16 protein-coding genes are annotated in these 21,067 nt (G+C 40.2%); 5 read left to right on the plus strand and 11 right to left on the minus strand.

Annotated features, from left to right (window positions below):
* Window positions 1-37: 37 nt before the first annotated feature.
* Window positions 38-577, minus strand: coding sequence for a SecY-interacting protein (gene syd / locus AOG27_RS14545; RefSeq protein ID WP_054553725.1), 540 nt, complete (start codon window positions 575-577; stop codon window positions 38-40).
* A gap of 59 nt (window positions 578-636) precedes the next feature.
* Between syd and queF the strand changes: the two genes are divergently transcribed.
* Window positions 637-1,482 carry an NADPH-dependent 7-cyano-7-deazaguanine reductase QueF gene (gene queF / locus AOG27_RS14550; protein ID WP_054553726.1) on the plus strand — a complete coding sequence of 282 codons (846 nt, stop codon included), beginning with the start codon at window positions 637-639 and terminating at the stop codon, window positions 1,480-1,482.
* Window positions 1,483-1,551: 69 nt separating this feature from the next.
* Here the strand turns inward: queF and AOG27_RS14555 are convergent, their stop codons facing one another.
* The gene (locus AOG27_RS14555) at window positions 1,552-2,586 is read right to left on the minus strand and encodes an isoaspartyl peptidase/L-asparaginase family protein (protein ID WP_054553772.1); all 1,035 of its coding nucleotides are present in this window, start codon (window positions 2,584-2,586) and stop codon (window positions 1,552-1,554) included.
* Window positions 2,587-2,711: 125 nt separating this feature from the next.
* Window positions 2,712-3,416: a SapC family protein gene (locus tag AOG27_RS14560; protein ID WP_054553727.1), complete on the minus strand. Its 705-nt coding sequence runs from the start codon at window positions 3,414-3,416 to the stop codon at window positions 2,712-2,714.
* 243 nt (window positions 3,417-3,659) lie between these two features.
* Between AOG27_RS14560 and AOG27_RS14565 the strand changes: the two genes are divergently transcribed.
* Window positions 3,660-4,370 (plus strand): DUF6445 family protein, encoded by a 711-nt coding sequence (locus AOG27_RS14565; RefSeq protein ID WP_054553728.1) that lies wholly within the window; start codon window positions 3,660-3,662, stop codon window positions 4,368-4,370.
* Between the two features lie 37 nt (window positions 4,371-4,407).
* Here the strand turns inward: AOG27_RS14565 and AOG27_RS14570 are convergent, their stop codons facing one another.
* The 5 genes from AOG27_RS14570 to pgi all read right to left on the minus strand — a co-directional run bounded on the left by AOG27_RS14570 (window position 4,408) and on the right by pgi (window position 13,678).
* Window positions 4,408-5,919: a tryptophan halogenase family protein gene (locus AOG27_RS14570; RefSeq protein ID WP_054553773.1), complete on the minus strand. Its 1,512-nt coding sequence runs from the start codon at window positions 5,917-5,919 to the stop codon at window positions 4,408-4,410.
* 238 nt (window positions 5,920-6,157) lie between these two features.
* Complete coding sequence (locus tag AOG27_RS14575) at window positions 6,158-8,755, minus strand: TonB-dependent receptor (protein WP_152967155.1); 2,598 nt, start codon at window positions 8,753-8,755, stop codon at window positions 6,158-6,160.
* A gap of 817 nt (window positions 8,756-9,572) precedes the next feature.
* Entirely contained in the window at window positions 9,573-10,283 is a 711-nt protein-coding gene (gene pgl, locus AOG27_RS14580) for a 6-phosphogluconolactonase (RefSeq protein ID WP_054553729.1), read from the minus strand.
* A gap of 5 nt (window positions 10,284-10,288) precedes the next feature.
* Entirely contained in the window at window positions 10,289-11,761 is a 1,473-nt protein-coding gene (gene zwf / locus AOG27_RS14585) for a glucose-6-phosphate dehydrogenase (RefSeq protein ID WP_054553730.1), read from the minus strand.
* A 270-nt stretch (window positions 11,762-12,031) separates the two neighbouring features.
* Window positions 12,032-13,678 carry a glucose-6-phosphate isomerase gene (pgi, locus tag AOG27_RS14590; protein ID WP_054553731.1) on the minus strand — a complete coding sequence of 549 codons (1,647 nt, stop codon included), beginning with the start codon at window positions 13,676-13,678 and terminating at the stop codon, window positions 12,032-12,034.
* A gap of 348 nt (window positions 13,679-14,026) precedes the next feature.
* Here pgi and AOG27_RS14595 point away from each other — a divergent pair, with 348 nt between their 5' ends.
* Window positions 14,027-15,058 carry a LacI family DNA-binding transcriptional regulator gene (locus AOG27_RS14595; protein WP_054553732.1) on the plus strand — a complete coding sequence of 344 codons (1,032 nt, stop codon included), beginning with the start codon at window positions 14,027-14,029 and terminating at the stop codon, window positions 15,056-15,058.
* A gap of 72 nt (window positions 15,059-15,130) precedes the next feature.
* Here the strand turns inward: AOG27_RS14595 and AOG27_RS14600 are convergent, their stop codons facing one another.
* The 3 genes from AOG27_RS14600 to AOG27_RS14610 all read right to left on the minus strand — a co-directional run bounded on the left by AOG27_RS14600 (window position 15,131) and on the right by AOG27_RS14610 (window position 18,783).
* A complete protein-coding gene (locus AOG27_RS14600) occupies window positions 15,131-17,386 on the minus strand; it encodes an aminotransferase class V-fold PLP-dependent enzyme (protein WP_054553733.1) in 2,256 nt (751 codons plus the stop codon).
* Window positions 17,387-17,504: 118 nt separating this feature from the next.
* Complete coding sequence (locus AOG27_RS14605; RefSeq protein ID WP_054553734.1) at window positions 17,505-18,572, minus strand: AI-2E family transporter; 1,068 nt, start codon at window positions 18,570-18,572, stop codon at window positions 17,505-17,507.
* A complete protein-coding gene (locus AOG27_RS14610; RefSeq protein ID WP_054553735.1) occupies window positions 18,565-18,783 on the minus strand; it encodes a hypothetical protein in 219 nt (72 codons plus the stop codon). The genes AOG27_RS14605 and AOG27_RS14610 overlap by 8 nt, the downstream gene beginning before the upstream one ends.
* 155 nt (window positions 18,784-18,938) lie before the next feature.
* Between AOG27_RS14610 and AOG27_RS14615 the strand changes: the two genes are divergently transcribed.
* Complete coding sequence (locus AOG27_RS14615; RefSeq protein WP_054553736.1) at window positions 18,939-19,604, plus strand: hypothetical protein; 666 nt, start codon at window positions 18,939-18,941, stop codon at window positions 19,602-19,604.
* Window position 19,605: 1 nt separating this feature from the next.
* The gene (locus AOG27_RS14620; RefSeq protein WP_054553737.1) at window positions 19,606-21,066 is read left to right on the plus strand and encodes a M48 family metalloprotease; all 1,461 of its coding nucleotides are present in this window, start codon (window positions 19,606-19,608) and stop codon (window positions 21,064-21,066) included.
* The last annotated feature ends 1 nt before the right edge of the window (window position 21,067 follow it).

Here is a 21,067-nt window from a genome sequence, read left to right on the forward strand (position 1 = left end):
CACGAAAGGGGCAACCGCCCCTTTTTACTTTTTAAGCTTACACCGTTACTTTGTCTAAAAACTCACTGATGCTTTTCGCTAGCACATGATGTGGTTTTTTACCCACATACTCTAAGCAAACCTCACCGCTTTCGACTAATACAGTGATCAGCAGATCATCTTGCTCTGTAAGACCAATAAATACGGTTTCTGGCTGCTTTAGCTTGCGCTTCATTAACACGTGACCGGTAATATTTTGCTGTAAGCGGCTAAAATCATCTTCATTCCATGCTTGTAACAGTTCAATGTGATGATCATCAACACTCAATAATAAATTACCCGCATAGACATGACCAAACAATGGGCTTAAATCTTCAGGAAACGATAATTCGAGTGCCTTGGCTAAGTCTTCTAAACTGCCAGCAGGTTGTTGTGGGGTTGCACACCACTGAATAAGCCCCTGCTCATCGACTTCACCCTGCTCACAGGGACTTGGCCATGCTGTATCATGTTCAATAACAGGAAGCTTTCCTGTGCGTTCGAGGCATTTTTCACTAAATGCTTGATGTAACTTATCTAGTTTTGTAGAAACAGACATACTGCGAAACTCATTGGCTTTAGGTATAATGCCGCCATTGTAACTACAAAAGTGTAAAGATGACAGATTACAGCAACTCACCCGAACTGAAAAACAGTGTTCTTGGTAAAAGCACAGAGTATGTAGATACCTACACACCCAGTTTACTGTTTCCTATTGCCCGTAAATTAAACCGTGATGCATTAGGTGTTAGCGAAGATAACTTACCGTTTAAAGGCCAAGATATTTGGACTGGCTATGAATTATCGTGGCTAAATAGCAAGGGTAAGCCAATGGTCGCTGTGGCAACGTTTGTATTTCCTTGTCAAAGCAGTCACATCATTGAGTCAAAGTCATTCAAATTGTACCTAAACAGCTTTAATCAAACACGTTTTGAGACGCCGGATGACGTACATCAAGCACTGAGCAAAGACTTATCCGATGCGGTAAATGCACCGGTGATCGTTACTTTATACCAAGCTGATGATTTCAATTGTTTGCCATTTTCAGCGTTACCGGGCGAATGTATTGATGATCTGGATATCGAAATCACTAGCTATGATATTGATGCCAGCTCACTTCGCCATAATGGTGATGAGATTGTCTCAGAAACCCTACATAGTCACTTACTAAAATCGAACTGTTTGATCACCTCACAGCCTGATTGGGCGAGTGTGATTATTCGTTATAAAGGCCAAGCGATTTGCCATGAAGCCTTATTAAAATATTTAATTTCGTTTAGAACTCACAACGAATTTCATGAACAATGTGTGGAGCGTATTTACTGCGATTTAATGCAGCAGTTAAACCTCGAAGAGCTTGAAGTGTATGCCCGTTATACACGCCGTGGCGGTTTAGATATCAACCCTTATCGCTCAACGAATCAAGATGAAACACCTTTCAAGGTAAAAATTAATCGCCAATAACTTTGGTGGCAATAAAAAACCGAGTTGTGAAACTCGGTTTTTTATTGCCTGAAGATTCGTTACAGGTAATTACTCGTCTTTAAAAATACCCACATACGTTGGTGATGTATTCGATTTACTCGCACGATACATACCAGCGGTGTTAAACGGCAAACTGATGTTACCTTTAGCATCAATGATGATCACACCACCAGTTCCCCCTACAGGCATTAATACATCGTGGATCACTTCGTTACCTGCTTCCACAATGGTTTTACCTTGGTATTTTACGCGAGCACAAATATCAGCTGCCACATTGTAGCGAATAAAATACTCACCATGACCTGTCGCAGATACTGCACATGATTCATTTTCAGCAAAGGTTCCTGCACCAATCACAGGTGAATCACCCACACGACCAAAACGTTTTGCTGTCATACCACCTGTAGAGGTACCTGCGGCGATATTACCGTTTTTATCAAGTGCAACCGCTCCAACAGTGCCCATTTTGTAATTAACTGGCAGGGCTTTGTGTGCAGCTTGGTAGTCTTTGCTGGTGACTTTTTGTTTATCGAGCTTTTCTTTTGCTTTTAATAACGCTTTGTAGCGATTTTCAGTATCGAAAAGGTTGTTTTCAACCAGCGGCATACCTTGAGTTTTTGCAAACTCTTCGGCACCTTGACCGCTGAGCATAACATGCACTGATTTTTCCATCACTAAGCGCGCCAAGTTAATTGGGTTTTCAATGTGCTTAACCCCAGCAACAGCTCCTGCTTGGCGTGTACGACCATCCATAATCGATGCGTCAAGCTCATGTGCACCGTCATAAGTATATACAGCACCGCGACCAGCGTTGAAATACGGCGAGTTCTCAAGCACATTAATTGCCGCAGTAATGGCATCTAGGCTCTCACCGCCTTTTTCGAGCACAGCATAGCCTGTTTCAACGGCTTCTTTTAGTTTTGCACGGTAAGCTTTTTCTTGCTCTGGCGTGAAGCGGCTTTTTTCAATTGTTCCAGCACCACCATGAATAGCAATAGCGAAAGGTTGATCACTACTATGGCTGAAAGTACTAAATGATAATGCGCTAAGCGCAATGGCTGAGGTGAGTAATGTTTTTAACATAGGGGCACTTATATTTATTTTAGTTTGTAAGCCCAATGTGAATAATTCGTCGCTGGTTTTCAAGCTTTAACAGACGAAAGAAACAAAAAAAGCGCCTAATGGCGCTTTTTTTCAGCAGTTTAAAATTAAGCTTGAGCTGCTTTTAAACGTGCTAAACGTGCTACTTGGTGAGTAGACGTTAAGAAAGAGTAGATAGGTGCTAAGTAACCACGCTTACGAAGGTCTAAGAACTCTTCATCACTTAGTGAGTTAAGTTTTTTCTCATCAACAAGGTAGATACCGTTGATGTCTTTTTTCTCACCTTTGATTTCTACAGTTAGCGTTTGAGCTACTAGTAGTTCTTTGTCTGCAAGGTACTTAGTGAATGCTTCAGTTACCTGAGAGAACTCGATGAAAGAAACAAGTGCTTCTTTACGACGCTTAAGGTACTCAGTTTCTTCACCGTTTTCGAAAAGTGCATTACCTGTTTCTTCGCTTACAAGTGGGCTTGCTTCGTCGATTACGATACCAAATTGGTCAGCTTCTGGATGCTTAACAAGACCAAGTGGGTAACGAGTCATAGACATAGGTGCAAATGCAGCTGTCCATTTGCCGTCTTGAATGAAAAGGTTTTCGCCTGGCTCTAGACCAAATAAAGCAACTGCTTGAAATTTACCTGATTCGTTGTTTTTAACAAATGCCATTGGGAATTCATTTGCGATGCGTGCAAATTCGTGTGCAACCACAGGTACTAAGTGCTGAGTTTTCATGAACTCAATGTTGATGCCATTTTGAATTTTAGTGTTGGCATGTTTTTCGTTATGTAAAGGCTGTACTTGTTGCTCCGCCATGATACTGCTCCATTAATTTTATAATATGTTTTTGCTGTTAGTGCCCAAAGCCTATAGGTTTTGGCAACAAAAAGGAAGTGAAAATTTTGTGGCAGTTTGTACATTATAAATTAACAAATTTACCCATGTTGCTAATTAACCTTAAGTGATGAAAAAACAAGCTATAAGCAAGTAAATATTATCACGCATAAGCCACTATTTTTGTTAGTATATTCCACAATTATGGAAAGACTGGGGCAAACAATGGAAGGCTATCAATTAAATAAAGACTATAAAGTAAGCCAAGTGTTTATTGGTGAAATTAATGAAGCCGTTATTATTGTTGATGACTTTTTACACAGCGTTGAGCCTATTTATCAATTTGCCACAGAGACAGCCTATTTCCAGCCTTTTGGCAGCGATGGCACTCTATACCCTGGCAAACGAGATGAAATGCCTGCGCCTTATTACCGAGCTTTTGAGCAGCTAGTTAACGAACTTTTAGAGCAAGGGATCATTACTAGCGGCGAAAATAATTTATATCTTCACCGCTGTAAACTTTCATTAGTTACTCAAAATGCGGATGAATTAAATACCTTGCAGCGTATGCCACATATTGATTCAACGGATGATAAAACATTTGCAGCAGTGCATTATTTGTCAGACAAAGAATGGGGTGGCACAGGCATATACAAATATCTGCCTGAGAATATTATTAAAGTGACAGCTGATAACCAAAATAGCGTGCATAACATGATTGCTGATACAGAAAAACACAGTGCAACTCATCAAGGCTATTTAAATGAAACAACAGCGCTTTTTGAAAAAGTGGTGGATATTGAAGCCAAGATCAATAGGCTCGTAATTTATAAAAGTAATCTATTACATAGCGCAGCTCTTTTAAATCACAAAAAGTACTGTAATGATCTAAATAACAGTCGTTTATCTATCTCCTCATTTTTTAGAATCGACTGAGTTGGCTAATACGTATTAGCCAGCTCAGTTAATAAAATTAGTACTTTTGTAAGCCAAATTTCTTTATTTTATCTAACAGTTCTCTGTGCTTAGGTAGCTCGCTTAATAGCTGATTGACGCGCTGCTGTTTAAGTTTAGCAACTTGTTGATTGTCGCTCTGCTTAGTTTGCTGTTTGGCAGGTACATAATGCATACCAAACAGTACGTATAAGTAGTTTTCTAAGTCGAACAAATCGAACTTACTGGCAAAGTCTTCGCGTACCGGTGAAAAGCGCTGCCAGCGTGCTAGGTTATTTTTTAGTTTTTCTGATAACTGGTCGGTTTTTTTGTTATCACGCCAAAAAGCCGAATCAGTTCTATCCGAAATACAGTAATGCATTTTTATAAAATCAAACGTTTGTTGCCATACATAATTCACCTGCTGATTGTATTCATCAGCAACTAAGTTAATGTCCTCTCGGGTACGCGGAAAACGTTTAGCTAATAACCCCGCAGAAAAGTCTGCAATTAAGATGGCAGTTGCTTCAAGAGGCTCAACAAAGCCTTGCGACAACCCGATAGCCACACAGTTTTTGTGCCACATTTTTTCTCTGTGCCCTACTTTCATCGGGATCTTTCGTGGCGTTAAGTGCTCAAATTTATTACCTAAATAATGATGCAATTTAGCGTGCGCTTGCTCATCGCTCATATACTTAGATGAGTAAACAAACCCCACCCCTCTTCGCTCTGTGAGTGCAATATCCCAGATCCAACCAGCTTGGTGTGCCGTAGCAATAGTATAAGGTGGTATTTCATCATCGCTTTGTGTCGGCACTTGCAAGGTGATTGCGGTGTCAGTTAATAAACTAGCTGACTTATCAACAAAGCCCACCCCTAGTTTTTGCCCAATAAAGGCAGCCGAAAAACCGGAGCAATCAATAATAAAGTCAAACTCTAAGGCGTTACCATCTGAGTCGATTAAGTGTGTAATAAAACCTTGCTCATCACAGCTGACATCTTTAATTTCTGCAAACAGGTGTTTTACAGCAAAATGTTGCGTGGCATGGCTTCCTAAGAATGCAGCAAACTTTTTAGCATCAAAATGATAGGCATAGCCATTGATACCTGCATATTGAGGTGTCGCAATTGTTTTCGGTGCTAAATTATTTTCACAGCACGCATGTTGCTTAGAAACAAAGTCTGCGTAATCATTACCGTGGCCGTCAGCAAGCCACTGCTGCGTTAAATCTTCACCAAATATATGTGGGTGATCAAATAAGTGATGGTAAAAGTTAGCACCATGTTTGTGTTTATCTAGCCAATTTACAAACTTGATTGACTGCTTAAAAGTAACATCACATTCATTGATAAAGTCACTTTCACTGATACCAAACTTTTGCAAAGAGTATCGCATCGAAGGAACAGTACCTTCACCGACACCTATGCTGGCAATATTAGGAGACTCGATTAACGTGATCTCAATGCCACTTTGCAAAAGCGCATGACCCAAATGGTTAGCGGCTAACCAACCTGCTGTTCCGCCACCAACAATTGCGATTTTTTTTATCATTTTCACTCGCCCACTTTTATACCAATTCGCTTAATTAAATGGTCTAGTTTGAGGCAAGAAAACCTTGTTGATAACAAGGCAAAAATTTCGTTATTTAGTTGTTCTAAATCAGAAATTTTTAACGCAGTTAGCGACAGGTTTAATCCCTCAAAATGACTAAGTATTATTGCGGGTTGGTATTACTCACAAAAAAGCCCAGTGCGAGCTGGGCTTTCTTAATTTCGTTATCTAAATCAAATTAGAAACGTAGTGATACACCTAGCTTGTAGCGTGCTTCACCTTCAAAGCTCCATGCTGGGTAGCCGTTACGAAGCTCAGGTTTAACATCAGCATCACCTGAGGCAGTACCAATTTGAATACTGTCTTCTTCAGTAATGTTAACCGCTTCAAATGTTAAGTCTAGATAGTCTGTTACTGAATACTTAGCCGTTAGGTCAAGTGTACCGTAGTCTTGATGCTCACGGTTACCATAGAAACCTGGTGCTTCACGAACCATGTACTCTGAGCGCCAGTTATATGCTAAACGTACGCTGTAGAAATCAGCCTCATAGTAACCAACTAAGTTAACCGTATGCTCTGAAGAGTCAGAGAATAATTCAATACGGTCAGGGAAGTTTTCTGCAGGAGCTTCTGAATCGACGTAAGTATAATTAGCTTGGTAGCCGAAACCATTGTCAAAACCATCTTGAATTTGTAGCTCGATACCTTTAATCTCACCACCTGAACCCGTCCCCTTAGAAGCAACTGTCCAGTCATCCTTTCCAGTGTTAGGGTCTGTTATACCAATACTTTGATTAGTCACTTCATCTACCTTAGTAAATGATGAGATATCTTTGATGAAGTAAGTAGCACTAACCATGCCGTCACCATCAAAGTAGTATTCAATACCAAAATCAGCTTGTGTTGCTTTGAATGGCTCCAGACCGATATTACCAGTAGTGATAACTTCATTACCATCTACATCATCTTCATAACCCGCTAATGATGAAGATGCAAACATGTCAGTGTAGTTAGCACGTGACATTACTTGCGCTGCTGAGAAACGTAGAATCATATCTTCAGTTAAATCAAATGCCACGTTAACACTTGGTAATACTTCGCTGTAATCAGCTTTATCAGTGCTTAGGCTGTTTGCGTAGTTACCATTCGCATCTAGTGCGAAGTAATCAGATGATGCATCTGTAGAGGTATAACGTAGGCCAAAGTTACCACGTATGCCTTCAGCAGAAAAATCAGCCATTGCGTAAAGTGAAAAATTCTCTTCATTTACTGTACCATAGCCAGCCTTATAAGCGATTGATGTATTATCAAAGCTAGTAATCGCTGCGTAACCATCAGAGAGCATTTGATCAAGGTTAGGTTTAGGTATAGTGAAACCCGCCCCTGAGGATACTGTGCCTGAATAATAATGAGATGCATCGTATGCCGCGATTGAGTCTACTAAATTCGCAGTATAAGTCTCTTGTTTAACGTCGTGATCTGCCCAACGGAAACCTGTTTTGATTGCAGTAATTGCACCAAAATCAACAGGGAATGTTAAATCAAACTGTGCGTATGTTTCTTCATCAGAGTTAGGTTGCTTTTTGAGTGCCCAACCAGCTGAAGATAGTTGCCCTTGGAAGTCATCAGCAGTGAACGACTTATTCGCAATATCAATATCAATTACGTCACCTGTCGCATCGTATGTGCCCGCATAGTCTGCAGGAGTACCTAACCAAAAACCATAGTTCGCAGTGAGGTCCGTACCACCTTCTGATTGTGTGTTACCAACTCGGCCTTTAAGCTCAAAATTATCACCAGCGTATTTGAATTCAAAATCAACCGTATCCGAAGTCATTGAACCTGCACGAGCCCACGTTTGTGCCCAGCCTGGGTTTGCACCTTCACCTGAACGACGGTAGAAAGTACACGTACCATCTTCATTAACTTGTTCACAAGCTGCATCTTTATCGTCAGGGAATATTAAAAATAGAGAAGTATTTGCGTTATCAGCTGAAAGATCTAGGCTCATAACATTAAGACCTAGCTCTAAACTATCAGTTGGGCGATATTGGAAAACGGCATTGATAGCAGTACGTTCACGTTGTTGTTGGAATGTAGAAGGAACAATGTCACCCCAACCTACTAAAGATTCAATACCATTGCGCTGATAATTTGTTTCAGAAAATGCTGCTGAGACTAGTGCACCAAAGGTTTCTTCATCATTTTTCCAGCTATAAAGACCAGAGATTTCAGGATCTGTTTCTTCAGAGATCGTGCCGTAGTCAGCTTTCACACTTCCAAAAAGGGTATTCGCGTCAAGATCTAAAGGCTTACGAGTATTTACGATTACCGTACCACCGATACCACCTTCGACAAGGTTTGCCTGAGATGATTTATAAACCTCAATACCACCAACCATTTCTGGTGGAAGTAATGTGTAGTTGAAGCTACGGTCGATTGACTGTTGGTCATACCAACCTGTTGAAGCGACTGAGTGCCCATTCAGTAAAGTACGCGTTAACTGTGCAGATGCACCTCGAATAGACACTTGTTGACCCTGACCAAATGCGCGGTTAACAGCAATACCTGAAATACGGCCAAGCGCTTCACCTACATCGCTATCAGGAAACTTACCGACATCTTCTGCAGATACAGCATCGACAACGCTGTCAGCAAAGCGCTTAGTATTCATTGAAGCTTCAAGTGAACGGCGAATACCGCGAACCTCAATTACTTCAACATCTTCTTGAACTTTAGTTTCATCTGCTGCGTATGCAGCGCCAGTGAACCCAGCACTCATTACGAGGCCGATATTAACTGCTAATAAGCTTTTCTTAAAATTTTTAGCTAACACAGGATTCCCCTTGAATCATTTTGTTGGTTTTTTATATCACTTCTGCCCAGTGATGATGACAACGCTGTCATCTAGTAACAAACCATACACTCTAAATTACATTTGTGCTACATCTTTTTGGTTAATTTGTGCAAAAAATTTACAACGAAATAATCAAGTTATTGATATAACTAATATTTAATATTGAGTTTTTAAGAATTGTTACAAATAAACGGCGCAAATATAGCATGAGTGATATTGCAGATGAAAAGACCAAAAGGATGAGTTTTTGAAATTAGCTAAAAATTACATGTATTTTTGTAAGCTTTAGTTTCCATTGGGCGTTTATTAACCATAACTAAAAGTTATATAAAACCTGTTATCTAACAATAAATTAGCTTAAAAAACTAACGTGTTTCTAAAAGCGCGCTGTCATGTACAAATTATTTTTAACTTTTTCTGGGCAGAATGAGTTAAAGGGGATATTGAGAATAACAATCAATAACAATGACAGCGTTGTCATTTTTGATTATATAGACCCCCTTTGTACTTGTCTAACACTTTATCGACTATTTAAAGAAAGTGTATTTATTCAATACTGTTTGTTATACCAATTCGCTTAATTAAGTGACCTATTTTTAGGCAATAAAACCTCGTTGATAACAAGGCAAAATTTCGTTATTTAGTTGTTCTAAATCAGAAATTTTTAACGCCGTTAGCGACAGGTTTAATCCCTCAAAATGATTAAGTATTATTGCGGATTGGTATTCAAGGTAGTATTTAAAAACAAAAAAGCGAGCATAATAGCTCGCTTTTGGCATAGAGTTTTATTGGGCGATTAAGGTGCCCAATAAACTTCAATATTGATATGTGGGTGATTCAATACTGCACGCAAAGGCATGTCAGCAACTGCACCGCCCTCTTTCGCTTGCTTGTAAACAGCGAGTTTTTCTTCACCACTAATTAAAAGCTTCACAACTTTAGAATCTGCAATCGCAGATAAAGTTAACGTCATACGCTCAGTGATTTTACCTGTTACATCGCTTTCAATAGCGTTAATTCCACATACTAAATCATCTGTCGCAAGACCGTGTTCAAGACCTTCGGCATGAGGGAAAAGAGAAGCCGTATGACCATCAGGGCCCATGCCTAAAATCGTCACATCAAAAGGACGCTTTAATGCTTTGTATGCAGCTTCACATTCAGCTACACCGTTTTGCGCCGTTAATGCGTCATTTTTCATTGTCACGAAATTAGCAGCTGCGCCATGGTTTTGTAATAGCGTGCTTTTGATAAATGCTTCATTACTTTTTTCATGATCAGCATCAACCCAACGCTCATCAACCATAGCAACATCAATGCTAGCCCAATCAAGTTCAAGGTTTGATAAGTGCTTATAAGCAGGTGCTGGCGATGAGCCACCCGATACCATCAATACCGCACGGCCATCTTCTTTAATACCAGCAACAAGGCTTTGTTCAAGGCTTGAAGAAAGTTCAGCTGTTAATTCGTCTTTGTTTGCAAAGAATTTTTCAACAATTGTTGCCATCTTAATTACGCCTTATCGCCTGTGTTAAACCAAACGTGGTTGTTTTCTTCTAAAAGCTCATCTGCATCTTCAGGGCCCCACGTACCTGCACGGTATAACGATGGTGCACCTTTTTCTTGCCAACGCTCGATGATTGGGTCAATCCATTTCCATGCTTGACGCACTTCATCACGGTGAATAAACAGCGACGGGTTGTTTGCTGCGGCATCTAACATTAAGCGCTTATAAGCATCTGAATGGAAACCATTACTGTACGCTTGCGATAACTCAATGTTCATGGTTACTGGTTCTAATTGCATCTCAAGGTTATCAAGGCGCTTAGACATCAGTGTTAATTGAATTGTTTCTTCTGGTTGCAGACGAATAACAAGACGATTTGGCTCAATGTTACCTACGTTGTCTGTATAAACATTGTGAGACACTTTTTTGTATTCAACAACGATTTCAGCACAACGCTTTTTCATACGTTTACCAGTACGAAGATAGAAAGGCACGCCAGCCCAGCGCCAGTTATCGATGTGCGCACGAATAGCAACAAAAGTTTCTGTTTTACTCGCACCTTCGTTTAATTCTTCTAAGTAACCAGGGACGATTTTACCGTCTAAGTTACCTGGTACGTACTGACCACGTACAATGTTTGCATCAACATCTTCAGCCACTAACGGACGTAACGACTCAAGTACTTTTAGTTTTTCAGTACGGATGCTGTTTGCGTTTAGTTTATTTGGTGATTCCATTGCCACTAAACAAAGTAATTGTAGCAAGTGGTTTTGTACCATATCGCGTAATGCACCCGCTTTATCGTAGAAACCAGCACGGCTTTCTAGACCCACTGTTTCCGATAAGCTAATTTGGATGTTATCGATTGATTTTGCATCCCACAGGTTTTCAAACAATGAGTTTGAAAAACGTAGTGCCATTAAGTTTTGTACTGTTTCTTTACCTAAGTAATGGTCAATACGGAATACTTGCTCTTCTTTGAAGTATTCAGCAATTTTTGCATTGATTGCTTCAGCAGATTCACCACAGTAACCAATCGGTTTTTCAACAACAACACGAGATGTTTCTGTGATTAGACCTTTCTTTGATAAGATTTCACAGCAGCTACCATACACTGCAGGTGGTAAAGAAAGGTAAAAAACACGAGACTTGTCAGCGTCGTGTTCATCAAGAATATCTCTTAATTTGTCCCAGTCATCATCTGCTTCAGTCACATTTGATACAACTGGCACAAGGTAAGCTGAAAACGCTTTCCAATCTTTTGCGTTGTACTCACCTTTACCTAAAAAGTCTTGTAACGCTTTATGTGCTGTTTCGATGTATTCTTTACGTTTGCTTTCTTCACGTACCGTAGGAAGGATACGAGAACCTTGAGGAAGGTTGCCCTCTTGATAAGCGCGATACATTGCAGGAAGTAACTTACGTAACGCAAGATCACCGCCGCCCCCAAAAATTACGATATCAAATGGATTTAACATATATCACTCTCTACATTGGCAATGCCATGTTCATCCAATTCATGCAATATGGCAGTGCGTGTTGTTATCTGGTTGATGTGGCCTGTTAGACAATATCCTTTAACAAAGCCTGTTGAATTTGTTTGTAAGTAGCTTACTCATTCTTTTTATGTTGGCTGAAGTAAATGAGTCTTAGGGGCTCTGTAAATCCTCTCACAAAAATACAGGCCCTAAGAACTCCAGCGCTACCCGTTCAAAGGTATTCGGTTTGCAGCTAATACTGCGAATCTTTTACTGCTTACGATGTGTCTTATAGTAAGCGATCAGTCCATTGGTTGAACTATCATGTGGATGACTGACTTCATCATCAAATAATTCAGCTTCAATTTTAGAGGCAAGTCCCTTACCTAGCTCTACACCCCATTGGTCAAATGAACAGATTTCTAAAATAATGCCTTGGCAGAAGATCTTGTGCTCATAAAGCGCAATTAATCGTCCTACCGTTTTCGCATCAACTTTATCTAATAACATTGACGTTGTTGGGCGATTGCCTTGGTGAATCTTGTGATTCAATAATTCTGAGATTTCTGCTTCAGATTTACCTTTTGCGGTTAAATCTGCAGTTACTTGCTCTGCATCAACACCGGCCATCATCGCTTCGGTTTGTGCAAAGAAGTTTGATAATAAAATATCATGGTGCTTGCCTACATTGACTTGCGGCTCAATTGAAGCAATAAAGTCTGCAGGTACAATTACATTACCTTGGTGTAGACATTGGTAAAAAGCATGTTGACCATTAATACCTGTCATACCCCAAATAATTGGAACCGTCGTGTAAGGAACCGTTTCACCTGCAAAAGTAACATGCTTACCGTTACTTTCCATCTCACCTTGCTGTAAATACGCGGGTAACATGTGTAGTGCTTGGTCATACGGTAAAATAGCTTGCGCTGTATAACCTAAAAAGCTTGTGTTCCAAACACTTAAAAGCGCCATTAATAATGGTACGTTATTTTCAAATTCAGCATTTTTAAAATGCTCATCAATTTCAAACGCACCTTCTAGGATCTCTTCGAACGCGTCGAAGCCTAGGTACAGGGCGATTGGTAATCCTATCGCACTCCATAAAGAAAAGCGACCGCCTACCCAATCCCACATTGTGAATACGTTTTCATCAGCGATACCAAAGGCCGCTGTTTTTTCTAAATTGGTGCTTACAGCTACAAAGTGCTTAGCTATGTGCTCTTGCGCTTGTGCCGTTTGTAAAAACCACTCAACAGCCGATTTAGCGTTAGTCATGGTTTCTGAGGTGGTAAACGTTTTTGACGAGATAACAAATAACGTTGTCTCAACGTCTAAACCTTGTAAAACAGATGCAATCTGAACACCATCAACATTTGATACATAATGCACATTTAATGTGCCATCAGCATAAGCAGCAAGCGCTTCTGTTGCCATTTGTGGGCCTAGATTTGAACCACCGACACCAATTGCAACCACATCTTTTACTGCTTTTCCTGTGTAGCCTAACCACTCACCACTGCGTACCTTACCAACAAAGGCTTTCATTTTAGCAAGCTCAGCGTTAACAGCATCTGTTACGTTTTCGCCATCAACCATTACAGCTGTGTTAGCGCGGTTACGTAAAGCAGTATGAAGTACAGCACGGTCTTCAGTAATGTTAATTTTCTCACCACTGAACATTTTTTCGCGCCATGCGCTAATATCACACTCTTTCGCTAAAGCAATTAATTGTTCAAAAACAGTTTTATCAATTTGTTGTTTCGAGTAATCGAATAATACACCCGGGATCTGAGCAGAGAATTGCTCGAAACGCGTGCTATTTTTGGCAAATAAATCTTTAAGATGAATTTGTTTCATCTTCTTGGCACTTTCAGATAGTGCTTGCCAACTAGCTAATTGCGAACGGCTGCTCATATATTTAATCCCCTTCAAAACTTGCAACAAACTGATTCTTAACTATCTTTTTATTATATTGAATAAAGACAGCAATTAAAAACACGGTGTAAAATCAACACTAAGTTAAAATGACAACGCTGTCAATGTTCTACTTTTACATTTTATAGTCGAGATAATAGCGCAATTTTTCTCTTTTGACACCGGTATCATAAAAATTATCTCAATTATTTTACTGCTAATTTGGTAGAACATTAGATACACTAACTAACTTATATTAAATATAGATGTACATATAAGAAAAAGCGTCTGGTGAATACCTGACCGATAATATTATAATACAAATATAACCAACTATAAAGCAACAGTATGAAAGTAACCATTAATGATGTAGCCAAGCTCGCAGGTGTTTCAATGAAAACCGTTTCACGAGTGATTAATAAAGAGCCATCGGTCAGAAAAAAAACGTACGATATAGTGATGGACGCTGTTAACACGTTAAACTATCAACCAAACCTTGCTGCTCGTAACCTAGCAGGCACATCGTCTTTTACTGTTGGTTTAGTTTATGACAACCCGAATGCTTATTATGTCATCGACATGCAAAACGGTGTGTTGTCGCGTTGTAAAGAAGAAGGCTATGAGCTGGTTATTCATCCATGTAACTATCTGGATGGCAACATGGAAGAAGACTTTAAAACCATGATCAAGCGCTCTCGCTTAGCTGGCCTTGTATTAACGCCACCGCTGTCAGAGCAAAATAGCATTATTGATATGCTAGATGAGATGGGCATTCATTATGTTCGCGTACTCTCTGGCCGCCCTACTGAAGAAAACCAAGACACTTGTATCTATGTGAACGATTACGCAGCTGCGTACGAAATCACCGCTCACCTACTGTCGCTTGGCCATAAAAATATTGGTTTTTTATGCGGTGACAAAGAGCATAAATCAACAACTGAACGTTTAGAGGGTTATCAGGCCGCGTTAAAAGATCACAGCATTCCATTGCATGACGCGCTCATCTACGAAGGCCAGTATTCTTTTGAATCAGGTGTAGAAGGCGCAAAAGCATTGTTAGGTGAGAATAACCCGAAAAACATCACAGCCCTACTTGGCGGTAACGATGAAATGGCAGCGGGCGCGTTATTCGCCTCACGCTTAATGGGAATTGAAATTCCACAGCAGTTATCAATTACCGGCTTCGAGGACTCTCCGTTCTCGCGTCAGACTTGGCCTAAACTCACTACAGCTCATCAGGCGAATGATGTGATTTCGCAGCATGCAGCGCGTTTACTGTTTAGAAAAACCCGTGGTGCACGTAATCAAGATAAAGACATCATCACGACCTTTACCCCTTCATTAGTGGTACGGGAAAGCTCAGGCCCAACCTCAGCTTAATTTATTCAAGTTACGAAAAAGCCGCTCTATTGCGGCTTTTTTAATGACTGATTTATATCTAATTACTAAACATTAAAGCAATGCTAAACCGCCATTTAAGTTATAAACGTTTTCAAACCCTAACTGCGACAAATTGTTTGCCGCTTGTTTAGAACGATTACCACTTCGGCAAACCAAAATGTAGCTATGGTCTTTCTCAAGCTGCCCTTGCACGATGGCGTTTGCCATACGACTGAGTGGAATGTTGATCACTTTACTATCAGCAACAGTGAATAACTCTGCTAAATTATTCGCACCATGCTCATACGGTTCGCGAGTATCAATTAAGTAAGTGGCTTTATCGTTTAGCATTACATTAGCATCACTTGCAGCAAGCTGTTTCATTGGCGCACTTTCAAGTGTTTCAACATAGCCACATAGAGAATGACTTACAGTATGCTTTTGCTCATCAGCTTGTTGCTTTAATTCAACAAACTCATCATCTGATACTAGCTCACTTAATAGTTGCGCAAGTAACGGAGTCGTTGCTTTTTGCGCATGCCAATCCATAGCAAAACACTGCTGATAATCATGACCAGAACAAATCACCGTTGAATCTTGTATTACCATAGCAAGCTGCTTTAAAGACTGAGCCATTTTCACAGCATCACCACCGCTAATTGCAGTGTTACCTAAGCCGCCTGGTAAGATTAAATCACCACAGAAGCAATAGCTGATGTCACCGCTTTGCGTATCTGATAATAAATAGCTAACACTATCGTCACTGTGACCTGGTGTTGCTACTTTAGTTAAGCGCGCATCGCTTAATTCGATGGTTGCTGAATCTTTTGGCCAGCCAAGTTCGTCTATCTCATTAGCAACATAACGTTCTGCGAGCTCTTTTGATAATAAACAACGGGCCGATAAACGTTCTTGGTGGTTATGGGTATCGATAATCGCTTTTACTGTTAAACCTTGTGTCGCGACAATTTTCGCCATACGTGGAATAAGCTCAATGATAGGATCAATCACCACAGCGCTTTTATCACTGTCGACATAAAGCCAGCAGCACGCTGCTTGATGGCGAAGTTGTGTTAAGCCAATCGCACAAACTTCGTGTTGCGGCGATGTACTATCAGATACCACTAAGCAGTTTGCTTCTAGAATCGGTTTTAAAGAACGTATTTTGTCGCAAGCAAAATCAATCTCTTGTTGGTTAACAGCTGGGCCAAACGACATACGTATCGCGTTTTCACTTTGCCAATCACTGGCTCCCATCGCGTCTAAAACAAAACTACGATTTGCACCTGAGCTGCATGCCGAGCCGCCACTTACACGGATACCCGCAGCATCAAATAAGTCCATCACTTCTTTACTGGTTAATTCGTTCACCGCAAAGTTCAACGTTGTTGGCACCGAATGCTCAAAACTGTGATTGAACGTAATGCTACCAAAGGTGTCTGTTAATGCAGCTAATAATTGCTCGCGAAAAGCATGTAGCTGCTCAATTGGCTTAAAAGTCTGGTTTTGTTTATCAAGCAATAACGAGAACAGCTTATTTAAACCGGCAATGCCCGGTAAATTTTCGGTACCAGATCGCATACCACTTTCTTGGCCGCCGCCAGCAATAAATGGCGTGTATGCACTGCCTTTACGAATATAAAGTACACCAATACCTTTAGGCGCATACAATTTATGACCAGAGAATGGGGCGTAATCAATGGTTGTTTGGCTTAGCGCCAAGTTGGTTTTGCCTAATGCTTGTACACAGTCAACCATCCAAGCCACATTATTGTTTTCACAACGAATAACTTGCTCAATAGTGGTTAAGTCTTGGAAAACACCGGTTTCGTTGTTTACTGCCATAGTACAAATCATCAGTGCATTCGCAGCATGTTTACGAATAAACTCATGATCTAAAATACCGTTTTTATCTACTGGAATAGCTAATACCTGCGCGTTGATATCAAGTACACTGTTCCAATGTTTTAGGGTATTTGGCACCGCTTTATGTTCTGTTGCCCCATAAAGTAATACCGGATTCTCGATTTGATGATTTTTTGCAGCAATAAGTGTTGAAACAACCGCCGTTTGAATACCTTCTGTTGCACCTGAAGTAAATAAAATATCGCCGTCAGTTGCGCCAATGACTTCACGCGCTTTGTTACGCGTTTGTTCTAATAAGTGTTTTGCTTGAATACCCGTAATATGAGAACTTGATGGATTACCAAAACAGACTTGCATCGTGTGCGAAACCACATCGGCAATTTCAGGAAGTACAGGAGTCGTTGCATTCGCATCTAAATAAATTTGCTGATTAGCATCGTCAGGAAGGTAAAAATTTGCCATGAAAAACGCACCATATTACTAAAAGATATATCTTATAACCTATTTTACATTTTTCACGGCTAAATTATAATAATCAATTAGTCAGTAAAGTGCGTTTTCTATACTTTTTAAGACTAAGCTAATTTTCTATTAGCTCAACCTGCTTAGAAGACCAGGCATTGATAAGCGCTTTTACTAAAGAAGCCAGCGGTATTGCGAAAAACACGCCCCAAAAGCCCCATAAACCGCCAAAAAACAATACTGCAACGATGATGAACACTGGGTTTAAATCTACCGCTTCAGAGAACAATAACGGCACTAACACATTGCCATCAAGTGCTTGGATCACGCCATAGATGATTAAAATAGTCCAAAATTGTGTTTCTAAACCAAACTGGAATAACGCCACTGCAGCGACAGGAATGGTTACCAATGCCGCCCCTACAAATGGAATAAGCACAGACAAGCCAACTAATACGCCGAGTAAAGCCGCATAGCGAAGGTCAAGCACTGCAAAAGCGATAAAAGATGCAGTACCAACAATTAAAATTTCAAATACCTTACCGCGAATATAATTCATGATTTGTTGATTCATTTCTTGCCAAACTTGAATGATCAAGCGACGTTGCTTAGGCAATAAACGCTCAGCACTTTGCGTGAGCTCTAATTTATCTTTAAGCATAAAGAATACTAAGAGCGGCACTAAAATAAGATAAATCAGCCAAGCTGCAACGTCTTTTATCGAAGTTAATGACACCGATAGCACCAACTGACCAAACTCAATAGCTTTGGTCTCAACACTGGTAACAATTGATTTAACCTGATCTTCAGTAATCAAACTTGGGTAATCTTCAGGAAGATGTAACAGCAGTGCTTTACCTTTTTCGATCATATAAGGCGTTTCTTGAACTAGATTGCTGGTTTGCTGCCAAAGCACAGGCCCCATGCCGACAATAATCATAATCATCAAGCCACTGAATACCAGCATAACTAGAATCGTTGCGGTAAACCGTTTCAAGCCCAGCTTTTCTAAGTGAGCAACAGGCCAATCTAGTAAATAGGCAATTACCAAGGCAACTAAGACAGGCACGATTAACGAACCAAAAAAGTAGAAAAATGCAAAGGTTGCAATAAGCAATAACAACAAGGTTACTGAATGGGGATCAGAAAATTTATTTTCGTACCAGGCTTTTACATACTCAAACACGAATGGGCTCCACTGTTAGCACACCTAATTCTAGGTCAATTTTAAAATGGTAATGATGTTTTTCTAAAAATCGCTGCATATCGTCCGTTGCCTCAGCAGCATTAAATGTAAAAGTCACGGCTTGTTGAGCCGATACTGCCTTATTCAACCCTAATTTAAACTGAATAAATTGTTGAGGGCACTTATAGTCCCTTAAATCAACCGTTAACATAGCGAATCAACTGCGTTATTAATATGAATAATAAGTATAAGATGTAGGCACCTTGCTAAAATAAGTCTTTATAATGAGAAACAACTCATTTTTTTCTTAAAACACGCAAAACAATAGTTTATCCTTATTCAATAACTGGTAGTAAAGGAAACCTGATGCCTGGCTCGCATAATAAAGCGCAATTACCTGCGAATCCAACTCTTAAAGAGATAAACTGGTATAAAAAACAAATAAACTGGGGCGAGCTGCCGCCTTTTTATCATATGGTCGCATCATCGGTTAGCGAATCTGAAGGGATTTTAGACCACGGTTTTGATAATGCCGTTAAACAATTAATTGACCCACGCAACTGGAACCTTGATTTATTAGGTGGCCATGAAACCGACATGGGCGAAATTGTCTGTGAGCAAAAACCGCGCATTGCTTTGCATCAAAGCTTTACGGACCGAGGTTTCGAATTATGGGCCTACCCTTATGCAAAAGATGTGACGGTGGACCAATACATCAAAGACAACCGCTTTATGGAATTTAAGGTGTGGGATCCGCACACCATGAAAAACCTTATTCGTTTTAACCAGCTTCATAAATTCATCGCTTTTTACTTTGAAAGAGGTGACAAAGCTGACAAAGCCTTAATTCTGCATGCTCATAAAGTAGCGCATAAAATCATAACTTTTTTACAACGGGAGTTGAACGTTGTTAAGCTAGATGGAGTCACAATAAAAGATTTCTATCAATTGTGCGAAAAAGACAGCCGAGCATGCAGCGACGAAATAGATTTAGCAAAAGTCATGTTAGGTGAGCAAATCAACAAGGAATAAGATGCGACTAAAATTAGCCTTTATTACACTGTGTAGTGCATTACTGACATTTTCGATATTGCACAGTGAGCCGTTGAAGGCACAAACTAACTTTAAGCTGCCCGATTTAGGGACCTCGGCATTACAAGCCTTACCGATTGAAAAAGAACAAGCAATCGGTGAAGTGATGATGATGCAAATTCGTGGCTCATCACCCGTTGTCAATGACCCTGTTCTTGATGAGTATCTGACCACTTTGGGCCGCCGTTTAGTCGCAAACGCCAACGATGTTCGTTTTCCATTTTCTTTTTTCTGGGTTAATAACCCTGAAATCAACGCTTTTGCGTTCTATGGTGGTCATGTAGGTGTGCATACAGGGCTCATGGCACAAGCCGATAACGAAAGTCAATTTGCCTCAGTACTTGGGCACGAAATTGCCCACGTAACACAGCGCCATTTAGCGCGTCGTATTCAACAACAGCAAGATAACAGCGCGTTAACCATCGCTGGTATGATTGCTGGTATTTTAGCTACCGTTGTTGCACCTGATGCTGGTATTGCAATTATCTCAGCAAACCAGACACAAGCGGCGTTTAGTCAATTAACTCATAGTCGTGCTGCTGAACAAGAGGCAGACCGAATTGGCATGCAGACCTTAAATAATGCTGGGTTTGATCCTCGCCAATCGAGTGAATTTTTAACTAAACTTGCTGCACAAATTCGCTACAAATATAAGCCGCCCGCATTTTTGCTGACTCACCCATTGCCAGAAAGCCGTGTCTCTGATGTGCGCTTACGTGCCGAGCAGTATCCAAAAAGGCACTACTCCGATAGCCTAGAGTTTAACTTAGCTAAGAGCCGTGTTATTGCTCGTTATCATCAAAAAGCCAAAGCAGCTGAAGATTTGTTTCGTAAATTAATGCGTGAAAATACCGTTCATAACGACACTGCACTTAAATATGGTTTGGGTATTAGCTTGTTGGATCAAAAAAAGCTTGATGAAGCAGCCAGCATTTTGAACCCATTACTAGAGCAAGATCCAAAGAACTTATTTTATATAGACACACACACCGACTTACTCATTGCGCAAGGTAAAGCGAATGAAGCGGTGGAATTTTTAGCTAAATTAGATATCGATAGACCTAACAATCAGGTAATTGCCTTAAACTATGCAAATGCTGCGATGGAAGCAAAACAATTTGACCTTGCTGAACGTATTTTAAAATCTTACTTGTTAGCAAAACCTGAGAACAACCTTGCCAAAGAGCTGATTGCTGATGTCTACAAAAAGCAAGAGAATATGGCTTCTTATCATGAAGCGCATGCCAATGTACTGGCCCAGTATGGTGCTTATTTAAAGGCAGCTGATGAAATTCAAAAAGCACTAAACTTTGTTGAGCCTGAAGAATTAGTTAAACAACAACGTTTAAAAGCCCTACTCACGCAATACCGTCAATTACAAAAAGAGCTTGCGAGACTTTAAG

The sequence above is a fragment of the Pseudoalteromonas lipolytica genome (assembly GCF_001306915.1).
Classification (GTDB): domain Bacteria; phylum Pseudomonadota; class Gammaproteobacteria; order Enterobacterales; family Alteromonadaceae; genus Pseudoalteromonas; species Pseudoalteromonas simplex.

Coding starts and splice junctions, on each gene's coding strand:
- AOG27_RS14595 (WP_054553732.1), top strand. CDS start 14,027: ATGAAAGTAACCATTAATGATGTAGCCAAGCTCGCAGGTGTTTCAATG.
- AOG27_RS14555 (WP_054553772.1), bottom strand. CDS start 2,586: ATGTTAAAAACATTACTCACCTCAGCCATTGCGCTTAGCGCATTATCA.
- queF (WP_054553726.1), top strand. CDS start 637: ATGACAGATTACAGCAACTCACCCGAACTGAAAAACAGTGTTCTTGGT.
- AOG27_RS14570 (WP_054553773.1), bottom strand. CDS start 5,919: ATGATAAAAAAAATCGCAATTGTTGGTGGCGGAACAGCAGGTTGGTTA.
- AOG27_RS14565 (WP_054553728.1), top strand. CDS start 3,660: ATGGAAGGCTATCAATTAAATAAAGACTATAAAGTAAGCCAAGTGTTT.
- AOG27_RS14620 (WP_054553737.1), top strand. CDS start 19,606: ATGCGACTAAAATTAGCCTTTATTACACTGTGTAGTGCATTACTGACA.
- AOG27_RS14600 (WP_054553733.1), bottom strand. CDS start 17,386: ATGGCAAATTTTTACCTTCCTGACGATGCTAATCAGCAAATTTATTTA.
- AOG27_RS14615 (WP_054553736.1), top strand. CDS start 18,939: ATGCCTGGCTCGCATAATAAAGCGCAATTACCTGCGAATCCAACTCTT.
- AOG27_RS14560 (WP_054553727.1), bottom strand. CDS start 3,416: ATGGCGGAGCAACAAGTACAGCCTTTACATAACGAAAAACATGCCAAC.
- zwf (WP_054553730.1), bottom strand. CDS start 11,761: ATGTTAAATCCATTTGATATCGTAATTTTTGGGGGCGGCGGTGATCTT.
- AOG27_RS14610 (WP_054553735.1), bottom strand. CDS start 18,783: ATGTTAACGGTTGATTTAAGGGACTATAAGTGCCCTCAACAATTTATT.
- pgi (WP_054553731.1), bottom strand. CDS start 13,678: ATGAGCAGCCGTTCGCAATTAGCTAGTTGGCAAGCACTATCTGAAAGT.
- syd (WP_054553725.1), bottom strand. CDS start 577: ATGTCTGTTTCTACAAAACTAGATAAGTTACATCAAGCATTTAGTGAA.
- pgl (WP_054553729.1), bottom strand. CDS start 10,283: ATGGCAACAATTGTTGAAAAATTCTTTGCAAACAAAGACGAATTAACA.